This is a genomic window from Formosa sp. Hel1_31_208, assembly GCF_900104785.1.
Lineage (GTDB): Bacteria > Bacteroidota > Bacteroidia > Flavobacteriales > Flavobacteriaceae > Psychroserpens.
In genome coordinates this window covers 442,980-455,872 of the sequence record NZ_LT629733.1, presented here as the reverse complement: position 1 = coordinate 455,872, position 12,893 = coordinate 442,980, and the positions used below count along the sequence as shown (strand labels likewise).

8 protein-coding genes are annotated in these 12,893 nt (G+C 36.4%); 7 read left to right on the top strand and 1 reads right to left on the bottom strand.

From position 1 onward, the window contains the following. Positions 1-5 precede the first annotated feature (5 nt). The 3 genes from BLT57_RS01870 (at position 6) to BLT57_RS01860 (ending at position 1,933) form a co-directional block, all read left to right on the top strand. Positions 6-332: a DUF59 domain-containing protein gene (locus tag BLT57_RS01870; RefSeq protein WP_091421443.1), complete on the top strand. Its 327-nt coding sequence runs from the start codon at positions 6-8 to the stop codon at positions 330-332. Between the two features lies 1 nt (position 333). Next, positions 334-840 carry a DUF2480 family protein gene (locus BLT57_RS01865; RefSeq protein ID WP_091421440.1) on the top strand — a complete coding sequence of 169 codons (507 nt, stop codon included), beginning with the start codon at positions 334-336 and terminating at the stop codon, positions 838-840. Positions 841-985: 145 nt separating this feature from the next. Next, a complete protein-coding gene (locus tag BLT57_RS01860) occupies positions 986-1,933 on the top strand; it encodes a DUF3078 domain-containing protein (RefSeq protein WP_091421435.1) in 948 nt (315 codons plus the stop codon). Between the two features lie 73 nt (positions 1,934-2,006). On the opposite strand, the gene hflX is transcribed toward BLT57_RS01860, so the two are convergent. Beyond that, a complete protein-coding gene (hflX, locus tag BLT57_RS01855; RefSeq protein ID WP_091421432.1) occupies positions 2,007-3,218 on the bottom strand; it encodes a GTPase HflX in 1,212 nt (403 codons plus the stop codon). A 71-nt stretch (positions 3,219-3,289) separates the two neighbouring features. Between hflX and BLT57_RS01850 the strand changes: the two genes are divergently transcribed. The 4 genes from BLT57_RS01850 (at position 3,290) to BLT57_RS01835 (ending at position 12,797) form a co-directional block, all read left to right on the top strand. Beyond that, positions 3,290-4,252, top strand: a complete 963-nt coding sequence (locus BLT57_RS01850; protein ID WP_231928750.1) for an endonuclease/exonuclease/phosphatase family protein — start codon at positions 3,290-3,292, stop codon at positions 4,250-4,252. 222 nt (positions 4,253-4,474) lie between these two features. Next, entirely contained in the window at positions 4,475-9,889 is a 5,415-nt protein-coding gene (locus BLT57_RS01845) for a fibronectin type III domain-containing protein (protein WP_091421429.1), read from the top strand. Between the two features lie 72 nt (positions 9,890-9,961). Continuing rightward, positions 9,962-10,864, top strand: coding sequence for a type IX secretion system membrane protein PorP/SprF (locus BLT57_RS01840; RefSeq protein WP_091421427.1), 903 nt, complete (start codon positions 9,962-9,964; stop codon positions 10,862-10,864). A gap of 19 nt (positions 10,865-10,883) precedes the next feature. Further along, a complete protein-coding gene (locus BLT57_RS01835; RefSeq protein ID WP_091421424.1) occupies positions 10,884-12,797 on the top strand; it encodes an OmpA family protein in 1,914 nt (637 codons plus the stop codon). The last annotated feature ends 96 nt before the right edge of the window (positions 12,798-12,893 follow it).

Genomic DNA, 12,893 nt, shown 5'->3' with positions numbered 1-12,893 from the left:
TACATATGAGTGAAGCAACATTAGATACAAACTTATTAGGAGAAAAAATAGTAAGAGTACTCAAGACTATTTTCGACCCCGAAATTCCTGTAGATATTTATGAATTAGGACTTATCTATGATGTTTTTGTGAATGAAGATTACGATGTCAAAATCTTAATGACATTAACCACTCCAAACTGTCCGGTAGCAGAGACATTGCCATTAGAGGTCGAAGAAAAAGTAAAATCTTTAAATGATGTTAAGTCCGCTGAAGTGGAAATCACATTTGATCCACCATGGAGTCAGGACTTAATGAGTGAAGAAGCAAAATTAGAATTAGGAATGTTATAATATGGCTGAAGATATTATAAATCGAGTTGCTTTAAGTAAGTTGATGGTCGTTGATCTCGAAGACTACTATCCAGCAGGTTTGCGTTTTGTTTTTGATATTAAAGATTGGCTGTATGAAGGTTTCGTGCTTAAAGAAAAAGAGTTTAGACAGCAAGTCAAAGATTATGATTGGAAGCAACATCAAGATCAATTTGTAGTACTCACTTGTTCTACGGATGCAATTATTCCTGCTTGGGCATTTATGTTAATGACACTCGAATTACAGCCTTATGCACGTAAAGTTTGTATTGGAGATTTAGAAGCGCTTGAGTCGTCAATTTATCAGGACATTATAACAAATTTAGATGTTTCGCCATATCAAGATAAACCTCTTATTATAAAAGGATGTGCAAATAAACCAGTGCCTACAAATGCCTATTTAATGCTCTCTGCGAAATTAAAATCAGTGGCCAAATCAATTATGTACGGAGAAGCTTGTTCTGCCGTGCCACTTTTTAAAAGAAAATAAATTCTCGGTGTAATGTGACTTAAAATGTTTTTAGGTGTCTTATTGTTAGAATAAAATACCAAAATTTCATTTTGATGCAAATTCTTGGTGTTCAAATCACTAATCAATTATATTTGCATATTTAAGAATTATAAAAATTAATATTATGACTAAAAAATTACTTTTAACCGTGGCGGTAATGCTTTCAATTTCATTTGGTTTTTCTCAAACGAAAGAGGAATTAAAAGCACAAAAAGCCGAAAAACAAGCTGTTGCTGACGCAGCTCAATCAGAGGCTGATGCGCTACAAGCACAAATAGATGCACTCCCAGGTTGGAGAGTTGGTGCTTTCGGTGTTATTGGAGGAAGTTTATCGAACTTTAGTAACTGGTATGCTCAAGGTGCTCCTAATAACTCCTCGGGAAATATTGGATTTACAGTAAATGGATATGCGAATTTAATTGAAGAGAATTTCTTTTGGAGAAACGCATTAACAACGAACTTAAACTGGACAAAATTAGATAACAAAGACACTGAATTCGATAGTGATAAGTTTGAACCAACAACAGATGTGTTTAATATTTCATCTTTATACGGAAGAAACATTACGTCTAAATTAGCTGCTTCTGCACTATTGGAATACAGAACTACTGTTTTGAATAATTTTAATAACCCTGGATATTTAGATGTAGGTATTGGTGCAACTTGGACACCGATTGAAAATTTAATCGTGGTTATTCATCCATTGAACTATAACTTTGTATTCGCAGATAATGACAATGTATTTGAGTCCTCTTTAGGTGCTAAGATTGTTGCCGATTATACAAGACAAATTGGAGCCGTGAATTTTAAGTCCAATTTATCGATGTTTCAAAGCTATAAGAGTGGAGATTTATCTAACGTAACCTGGACCAACTCATTTAGCTATACACTGTGGAAAATGATTGGTGTTGGTTTTGACTTCGGATTAAGAAGCAATAAGCAAGAAGCACTTAATTTCGCTTTAGGTAATTATGATGCAACAGCAGTTCCAGCTCAAACTGAACCAACATTTGATAATGTAGATAATGAATTACAAACATACTATACTTTAGGATTGACTTACAAATTCTAAAACGGACTCGTTTGATATAAATAAAAAAGCATCCCGAAATTATCGGGATGCTTTTTTATTTAGCAAGAGTTTTTTATTCTTCCTCCGAATAATCTGGATATAAGAAGTGATTATAAGGAAAGCGTGTCACATGAATCTCTCTCACTTCATCATACACCCGCTTTTTAAAGACATCTAAATTCTTTTTATTTAAAGCAGAAATGAATAAGGCATTATTCCCCACACGATTCATCCATGTGTTTTTCCACTCTTCAAGAGAATAATGTAATGACGTTCTTTCTGTTATAAGGTCATCATCATCATAAGGCTCAGGACTATAAGCATCTATTTTATTAAACACCATAATGGTGGGCTTATTTGAGCAGCCAATTTCACCAAGTATTTTGTTTACAGATTCAATGTGTTCTTCAAAATTAACATGGGAAATATCCACAACATGAAGCAATAAATCAGCCTCACGAACCTCGTCTAAAGTACTTTTGAACGAATCTACTAACTGAGTAGGAAGCTTTCTTATAAATCCAACAGTATCTGTCAATAAGAATGGTAAGTTTTGAATCACTACTTTTCTCACCGTTGTATCCAAGGTGGCAAACAGTTTATTTTCGGCAAATACCTCACTTTTACTAACCACATTCATTAGTGTAGATTTACCTACATTGGTATAACCTACTAAAGCGACGCGAACCATCTTACCACGATTACCACGTTGAACCGCCATTTGTTTATCAATAGTTTTTATTTTGGCTTTTAGCAATGCGATTTTGTCTCTAACGATACGTCTATCCGTTTCTATTTCAGTTTCACCTGGTCCACGCATACCAATACCACCTTTTTGGCGCTCGAGGTGAGTCCACATCCCTTTTAATCGAGGTAATAAGTATTCACATTGTGCTAATTCAACCTGAGTGCGAGCATAACTAGTCTGTGCACGCTGAGCAAAGATATCTAAGATTAAGTTTGTGCGATCTAAAACCTTAACATTTAGTATTTTACTAATATTTCGTTCTTGAGCTGCAGACAATTCATCGTCAAAGATCGCTGTCCCAACATTATTCGACTCAATATACTGTTGTACTTCTTCCATTTTCCCTGAACCAATAAAGGTTTTGGGGTTAGGCATATCCATTTTCTGAGTAAAGCGCTTTAAGACTTCACCACCAGCGGTGTAGGTTAAAAACTCCAATTCATCTAAATACTCTTTAGACTGTTCTTCATTTTGATCTCTAGTAATAACACCAATTAGTACTGTTTTTTCAAGCGCTATATTTTTTTTTTCAATCATATATTTGAATATTCAACAAAGTTACATAATTGAATGTTCGCCTATTGCATTTTAAAACTTAAATTTGTGTTGTGGATTCTCAAGACTTAAAAACTACGATATACACTATTGCTTTTTATAATCTCGAAAACTTATTCGATATTTATAATGATGTTACAAAATATGATGATGATTTTTTGCCGAGAGCTCAAAAACGTTGGACTAAAAAGCGGTATGATCAAAAAATCTACAAACTAGGTCAAGTAATTTCAAAAATAGGATTCGATGTGACTCAAAAACCTCCGGCAATTGTTGGATTAGCTGAGGTTGAAAACAAGAACGTCCTCAGAGATTTAATTGAAAGTAATGACCTAAAACCTTATGACTATGATTTTGTACATTACAATTCACAAGATGAAAGAGGTATAGACGTTGCTTTAATCTATGATAAAACAGTCTTTAAATTAGAAAGTTCCAAAACGTTTTCAATTTATTTAGAAGATGAGATAGGAGATCAAGATTATACCAGAGATATTTTGCTTGTATCTGGGATTCTGCATTCTGAAAAAGTATATTGTATTGTCAATCATTGGCCATCTAGACGCGAAGGCGAACAGGAATCTCGTCACAAACGTTTGAAAGCAGCACATAAGGTTATCGATATTATAGATCAAATAAAACAAGAGGATCTGGGAGCTAAAATATTGGTCATGGGAGACTTTAATGATAACCCTAGTAATGACAGTATTAAATTCTTGACCCAACAAGGACAGCTATACAATCCTATGGAAACCTTGCTGTCATATACAAGAGGAACACTTAACCACAACTTCCAGTGGAACTTGTTCGATCAGATACTTTTTACTACTAATTTTTTTGAAACTAAAAATAACAGTCTAAAGTTTGATGATGCTAATATTTATGACGAGAAATTCTTAACCCAATATAAAGGTAAATTTAAGGGCCAACCGTTTAGGACCTTCGTTGGAAAGAAATACAAAGGCGGCTATAGTGATCACTTTCCTGTTTATCTTCAACTTGACATAACTGAATAATAAGTATACAAGGTCTTTTTTCTTTTTGTCGATTATAATTGCGGTTCATCTATTATAACAATGTTAACGGTTTGTTAACTATCATTTTTTTTATCTTCGGTTACTTATAGGAGTCGCAAGGTAAAGACTTTTTAAGGTCGAAATTATTCCCTTTTGCCCTTCGGAATAAACTTAAGACACTAACTATCAATTAATTAAAATAATTTAATAGCATTCATTCACATGAAAAAAATTATTCTCTCGTTATCATTCCTTTTTGCTTTTTCAATTTGGTGTGCTGATGCACAAATCACTTCCTATCCATATTTAGAAGATTTTGAATCAGGCGATGGTGGCTGGTTAGCCGACAACACAAATGGTGGCACTTGGGCTTTAGGCGCTCCGGCCGCTGGTGTAATTAACAGTGCGGATTCAGGGTCAAATGCCTGGGTAACGAATTTAACAGGGAACTATAATAACAATGATGATTCTTTTGTAGTAAGTCCTGTATTTGATTTAACGAGTTTAGCAGCACCATCAATAGAGCTGAGTGTATGGTGGAATTCAGAGTTTAGTTGGGATGGGATGGTTTTACAATCCTCGATAGATTCTGGAGCTAGTTGGCAAAATGTCGGTGCATTTGGCGATCCAAACAACTGGTATACCGACAATACTATAGCAGGTAATCCAGGAGGACAACAGGAAGGTTGGACAGGACGTGCTGGTTCAGGATCTGGTGGATGGGTTGTAGCTCGTCATGCATTGACAGGATTAGCAGGCGAGTCAAATGTTATTTTAAGAGTAGCCTTTGGTTCAGATGGTTCTGTACAAGATGAAGGGGTAGCTTTTGATACCGTTTCGATATTTGATGTTACATGTCCGGAGCCAACAGGTATAACAATTAGTGGTATTACATCAACTACGGCAGATATTAGTTGGACCGCAGCAGGATCAGAGACGAATTGGGAAGTTGTAGTACAGCCATTAGGGACGGGAGTTCCGACAGGTCCAGGTGTCTCGACGACTAACAATCCATATACAGCAACAGGCTTAGCGGCAGTAACAGATTATGAGGTTTATGTACGCGCAGATTGCGGAGCTAATGGCTTTAGTAACTGGGTAGGAGCAGTAAACTTTTTATCAGCATGTGATGTATTTACACCAGATTACTTAGAGAGTTTTACAACGATAATTCCAAACTGTTGGGATGAGGCTAGTGATGGAGATGCCACGACAGGTCCTCAAGGATTAGGTGCAGGAGATTGGAATCAGGACGGATTTTTAAATAACGGTTTTGAAGGAGCTTACTCTATAAATTTATGGTTGGCAGCAAAGAGTGATTGGATTTTATCACCACAATTTGATTTAACAGGTGGACCATTTCAGGTCGACTTTGATTTTGGGATCATGCAGTTTGGTAGTAGCGACAATGCAGGAACCTTAGGTTCAGATGATACGGTACAATTATTAATAAGCACAGATAACGGAGGGACATGGACAAGTTTAGTAACCTTTGATAATACCAGTACAGTACCGGCAACAGGGACACAGGTTGTTTTTGATTTAACGGCTTATTCAGGACAGATTGTACAGTTTGGTATTTTAGGTTCAGAGGGTACAGTTGATGATCCAGAGGATAACGAGATATTTGTAGACAATTTTAGAGTACGAGCTATTCCGTCATGTCAGGAGCCAACAGGATTAACATTGGCTAATGTTACGGATACATCGGCAGATATAGGCTGGACACCAGGAGGCGCAGAGGCTTCATGGGAAGTTGCAGTACAACCACAAGGCACAGGTGTTCCAACAGGAGCAGGTCTAGCCACAACCAACAATCCATATACAGCGACACCATTAACACCAAGTACAGCCTATGAGGTATGGGTACGTGCAGATTGTGGTGTAGATGGATTAAGTAGCTGGATAGGTCCTATAAACTTTACGACCTTAAATACCCCACCACCACCACCAGTGGGAGTGACGTGTGCTTCAGGCTCATCGTCATTTATTTTCACAGAGAATTTTGATCAGGATCCACCAGCAGGATGGACAGGTACGGGATTTGATGGTAGTGATGGTAATTGGGATATAACAGCAGCAGGAGCGAACTCATTTGGTACAGGTCCAGCAAACGCTTTTGATGGCGGTGCAGGGACACACTTAGAGTATGAGGCTTCCGGGAATTCATCAACAATTGCTTCGGCTATAAGTCCAGCGATTGATTTAACAACAGCTTTAGATGGTGCAGAGCTATCCTTTTTCTTCCATGCTTTTGGAGACGATATGGGAACTTTGAATGTTGGGATATCCAATGATGTAGCAGGACCGTTTACAAATGTATTCACATGGATAGGCGATTTACAGACTTCAGATGCAGAAGCTTGGGTTCCTGTAGGGATCAACATAGATGCTTATTTAGGTCAGGTTATCTATTTAGAGTTTAGTTATGGTGGAGCAGGAACAGGATTTGAAGGAGATATGTCTATTGACTTTATCCGTGTAGAGTCTTGTGGAAACTTCTGTATACCACCAAGTGGAATTACAGTGACCAATATAACAGGAACGACAGCTGATATTGCTTGGGATGCTAACAGTGGGGAGACCTCATGGGAATATGTTGTAGTTCCGGCAGGAACAGGAGAGCCAACAGGAGCAGGAACAACAGTAGGGACACCTTCAGCGAGTATAACAGGTTTAAGTTTTGAGACTGATTATGAAGTTTGGGTACGTGCAGATTGTGGTAGTCAATTCAGTATCTGGGCAGGTCCAGTAAACTTTACCACAACGATACAGACTAATTTTGATGTAGACTGTGCTGTAGGTCCAGTAATGGGCTCGGTATGTTATGGTAATAATGATTCTGAGGTATTTACCTATACGAGTTCAGATGGTTCACCACTTAATTTAACATTTAATGCTGGAGAGATAGAGGGTGCACCTTTTGATTTCTTAGTGGTGTTTGATTCTGATGGTGTTACTGAATTATATAATGACGAAGGTAACAATGGCGATATTTCAGGGTTAACCTTCCAATCTACAGGAGATACTATTTCATTCCAAATACAATCAGACGGATCGGTAAGTTGTGCATCAGGAAGTTTCTGTTGTTCTGATGGAATTGACTATACAGTAGCTTGTGCTACATGTATCAATCCAGATGCTACCTATCAAGTCGTAGATGATTGTGCTAATGGTGATCAATTTTTAGTAGATGTTAATGTCACAAGTTTAGGCGATGCTACATCACTTACAATTTCAAATAATATCGATGCGACGACAGTTCCTGTTACCACACCAGGCACATACCAAATTGGGCCATTCCCATTCTTAGTAGATGTGATTGTGACTGTAAGTAATGATCAAGATGTCAATTGTGTGATTAATAGTAGTGCAATACAATTACTTGCTTGTCCACCAGCCAATGACAATCCGTGTAATGCAACTGTAGCAGTAGTCAATGATGACGAAACATGCGATCTTACAACATCAGGGACTTTAATCGAAGCAACACCGTCAGGTGTGCCAGATGGTTCTTGTGCTGGTAATCCAGATGATGATGTATGGTTCGAGTTTACAGCATTAAGCGAAGTACAATTAATATCATTAGTGAATATTCAAGGAGGTGGATTTAATACAGACCATGCACTCTATGAAGGAACTTGTGATGGTTTAATAGAATTAGAATGTACAGACGGTACAGCAAGTGTTACACCTTCATTGACTGTTGGGAATACGTATTTCATTCGGGTATTTTCAGGAGGTAATAATTCTGAGACAACAACGTTCGATCTCTGTATTAAAGAAGCGCCTACCAATATTATTTGTGAAAATGCAGAAAACTTCTGTGCAGAGGTAGGAGGCTCATTGACTACATCAAATATCATTGGAATACCTGATCCAACAGATATCGCATGTTTATTTTCTGCACCAAATCCAACTTGGAATATCATTCAAATTGGTGATCCTGGTCTAATTGAAATTCAAATTGACCAAGTGGATGAAAATGGAAATGGATTAGATGTTGATTTTGTGCTTTGGGGACCTTTTGCATCTTTAGATGATGCCTGTGGTAATTTAGATTTGGGCTGTCCTAACCCAGGTGGTGACTGTCCTAATAATACAGGAAACCCTAACTTTTATCCATTTGGAAATATTGTAGATTGTAGTTACTCTGCAGCTCCAACGGAAAATTTAACAATTGATAATGCTATATCAGGAGAAATATATGTGCTTTTAGTTACTAATTTCTCTGATGATGCTGGTACTATATCCATAAGTCAAACAAATACAGGTGGTCCAAATGATGGAGATATTACTGCAGAAATCGAGGTTGATTTAGGGCCTGATCAAAATTTCTGTGGTTTCCCTGATTTTGAATTATCTGCCGATTCACCATTTGCCGATACCTATGAGTGGTATGAAAATGGATTTATTATCCCAGGAGAAACTGGACCAACATTAACGGTTTCAGCATCAAACACCTATACTGTTATAGCTTTTGATGAACAATGTGATGCGCAAGCTCAAGATACAGTAACGCTTAACTTTGGTGATGAACCTATAGCGAATGCGGTAAATGATATCATAACTTGTGATGATATCTCAGCTGATGAAATTGAAGATTTTGATTTGGAAATTCAAACAGCTGGTATTTTAGGAGCACAAGCGTCAACAGATTTTAATGTAACTTATCACTTAAGTTTGGCAGATGCTCAAGCAGATACAGGAGCTTTAACTTCTCCTTATACGAATATATCAAACCCTCAAACCATTTTTGCAAGAATAGAAGATGCGAGTGCAGAATTCTGTTTTGCAACAACAAGTTTTGATTTGATTATTTCAGGACCAACACCTGATGCTGCTAGTGTTCCGATTGAAGAATGTGATGACGATTCTGATGGGATAGCTTTATTTGATTTAGCGGCTCACGACGTGAATGTTTTAGATGGGCAAAATGCTGTAGATTTTACAGTGACTTATTATGAAACTGAGTCCGATGCCGAAACCGGTTCTAATGCTATTGATACTTCTGCATTATACAGTAGCGGTTCACAAACCATTTACACTAGAGTGGAGAGTAATATTGCATTTGACTGTTTTTCAACAACACCATTTGATCTTGTTGTAAAGCCAATACCAAGTGTAACCTTTACAACTGATTTTGATTATGAGGTATGTCCAAATGCTACAGTTCCAATCGAGATTACTGCAACTGCAAACAACTTTGATGTGTCTGAAGTAACAATTACTTGGTATCAAGATGGTGGTGTGATTGCAGGTGAAAATGGATTAACATTGCCGGTACTTGAAGCAGGATTATACGAGATTGAAGTCACATTTAATGATACAACTCAATGCTCTAGTATTACTGCACAAGATATTATTGAACTAGAAAGTTGTGTGATTCCTCAGGGGATTTCGCCTAATGGAGATGGATTTAATGATACCTTCGACCTTAGTAGTTATGACGTAACTAAGCTAGAAATCTTTAACCGTAATGGGACTTTAGTGTATTCTAAAACAAATTACACTAATGAGTGGTATGGTCAATCTAATGACGGCGATGAATTACCAGTAGGAACTTATTTCTACACCATGGAATATGAAAATGGTAAACGAAGAAGTGCTTGGGTATACATACAACGACTTAACTAAATAATTAATTATAATCAACAATTAAGAATTCATTGAATTCATCCAAAAACAACTAAATCAAACAACTAACAAATGAAAAAATTTTATATCATTATTGTGTTGCTCATTGCCACACAAGTGTATGGACAGCAAGATCCACAATATACACAGTACATGTATAATATGAATGTCATCAACCCAGCTTATGCAGGCTCAAAAGAGAACCTTTCGTTTGGACTTCTTTACCGCTCGCAGTGGGCAGGAATTGATGGAGCACCGCAAACCGGAACATTTTTTGGGCATTTACCTGTTGGTGATAAAGTAGGAATAGGCCTATCTATCATCTCAGATGAAGTCGGACCAATCAAAGAAACTAATGCTTATGCGGATTTCTCATATACGCTTAAATTGGGAGGAGAACATAAACTAGCTTTTGGTATAAAGGCAGGAGCAACGTTTCATGATATTGGCTTAGCAGGAATAGATCTTATCGATCCAAATGATCCGTTTTTTCAAAATATTAATACAACCACACCAAATATTGGTGCTGGATTCTTTTATTATACGGACAAGTATTACTTCGCTGCATCATTACCAAATATTTTGAACTCTGTTCATTTGGATGCGAATGGAAATAAGCTTGGTTCCGAAGAAGCACATTATTTTATAACTGGTGGTTATGTATTTGATTTATCACCAAAGACAAAGCTGAAGCCTTCATTTTTAGTAAAATCTGCGTTTGGAGCACCAACATCGTTTGATGCCAACCTTAATGCATTATTCTTCGATAAACTTGAACTAGGTGCTTCATATAGATTAGATGATTCATTTTCTGGTTTAATTAATTTTGCAATAACACCATCACTTCGTATAGGTTATGCTTACGATGCCGTAACGTCTGATATTAAGGCTTATGCGCCTGCATCACATGAATTTATGTTGTTATTTGATTTAAACTTTCCGAAGAAAGTTTCACGTTCACCAAGATTTTTCTAACCAATTAAGCTAAAACATTATGAAAAAATTATTAACACTTTTTACAATTGCAGCGTTGGGTAGTTTCAGCTTGATTGCTCAAAATAAAGACACTAAAAAAGCAGATAAACACTTTAATAGATATGAGTTTGTTGAAGCTGCAGAAGATTATGCAAAACTGGTTGAAGATGGTAAGGCAGATACTTACGTATATAGCCAATTAGCAGAATCCTACTATAATATTTTTAATACTCAAGAAGCAGAACGCTGGTATGCAAAAGCTTTGGAAAGTTCTGATAACCCAGAGACTATTTTTAAGTATGGACAAATGCTAAAAGCAAATGGGAAATATGAAGAGTCAAATCAACAAATGGCCAAGTTTGCAAAAATGCGTCCTAGTGATGATAGAGCAATAGCATTTAATAAAAATCCTGATTATTTGCCAAAAATTTTAGAAAAAGGAAAAAAATTCAATATCCAAAACTTAGCGTTTAACTCGAAGTATTCAGATTTTGGAGGAACACTTCAAGATGGTAAATTATACATTACTTCTGCTAGAAATACGTCTCGTAGAACTTATGGTTGGAATGAGGAACCATTTTTAGATATTTATGAACTCACTAAAAATGAAGATGGCACTTATCAGGCAGCTACATTGGTTGAAGATAAAGTAAACACAAAATATCATGAAGGTGTGGTATCCTTTTCTCCTGATGGAAATTCAATGTATTTCTCTAGAGAAAGCTTTTTTGAGAAAGAATTTGAAAAAGATTCTATTACAAAAATTAGATATAGTTTATTACATCTGTTTAAGGCAACAAAAACAGATGGTAAATGGAGTAATGTTGAGGGATTCCCAATGAATAGTAAAAATTATTCAGTGAAGAACCCTTCAGTAAGTGCAGATGGCAAAACCTTATATTTTGCATCAGATATGCCTGGAGGTTATGGGTTATTTGACATTTATAAAGCAAGTATTAATGACGATGGGTCGCTAGGATCACCAGAAAATTTAGGTCAAAAAGTAAATACACAAGGTCAAGAAATGTTTCCTTATGTAAGTAGTAACAACACCCTATATTTCTCTTCAAATGGACATCTTGGACTTGGAAATCTGGATGTCTTTTACACCAAGGTAATTGATGGTAAGATGGCTCCAGTAAGAAATGTTGGGATTCCTATTAATAGTAATGCCGATGATTTTGCATTTCATTTAGATGAAGAAACGGAAGAAGGGTATGTGTCGTCAAATAGAGAAGGTGGTTTAGGTAGTGATGATATTTATGCGATTAAAAAATTACAACCACTTTGTGATGTGTTAATTGCCGCCACTGTTACAGATTCTAAAACACGAAATCCTATAAATGCGGCTACGGTCACTATGTATGATGAAGAAGGTAATAAAGTTTTATCGAAAGTAACGAATTCGGATGGTACTGTTGAATTTATCGTTGAATGTGGGAAGTCTTCAGAATTAGAAGTAACCATGGACGGCTTTGAAAGCAGAAAGGTTACAGTGAGTGGCTCAGAAGAAGAAGAAGTTCAAGTGAGTATTGCTTTAGATCCAATCGAAGAAATAATTGCTGCAGATCGAATCGAATTAAATCCAATTTATTTTGATTTCGATAAATCTAATATTACAGCTCAGGCCGCTTTTGAATTAGATAAGTTAGTTCAAATTATGAATAAGTATCCTGATTTAGTTGTAAATGCAGCATCGCATACAGATAGCAGAGGCTCTGCTTCATACAATGAGCGCTTGTCTGATAGAAGAGCAAAAACTACCGTACAATATGTGGTTTCTAAGGGAATTGATAAATCAAGGATCTCAGGAATGGGTAAAGGCGAAAATGAACCTAAAGTTAATTGCGGCTCTAACTGTACAGATGAAGAGCATCAGCTAAATAGAAGATCAGAATTTATTATCGTTAGTGGAGGTCCACAAGCACAATAAAAATTATATATTAAATGAATAACTAACCAATATAAAGCCCTGAATTTATCAAACAGGGCTTTTATTGTTTTTCTTTGAAGTACATATTATGTAAAA

Excerpts from the sequence above, each read along its gene's own strand:
- BLT57_RS01835 (WP_091421424.1), top strand. The coding sequence starts at position 10,884 with ATGAAAAAATTATTAACACTTTTTACAATTGCAGCGTTGGGTAGTTTC.
- BLT57_RS01845 (WP_091421429.1), top strand. The coding sequence starts at position 4,475 with ATGAAAAAAATTATTCTCTCGTTATCATTCCTTTTTGCTTTTTCAATT.
- hflX (WP_091421432.1), bottom strand. The coding sequence starts at position 3,218 with ATGATTGAAAAAAAAAATATAGCGCTTGAAAAAACAGTACTAATTGGT.
- BLT57_RS01870 (WP_091421443.1), top strand. The coding sequence starts at position 6 with ATGAGTGAAGCAACATTAGATACAAACTTATTAGGAGAAAAAATAGTA.
- BLT57_RS01860 (WP_091421435.1), top strand. The coding sequence starts at position 986 with ATGACTAAAAAATTACTTTTAACCGTGGCGGTAATGCTTTCAATTTCA.
- BLT57_RS01865 (WP_091421440.1), top strand. The coding sequence starts at position 334 with ATGGCTGAAGATATTATAAATCGAGTTGCTTTAAGTAAGTTGATGGTC.
- BLT57_RS01840 (WP_091421427.1), top strand. The coding sequence starts at position 9,962 with ATGAAAAAATTTTATATCATTATTGTGTTGCTCATTGCCACACAAGTG.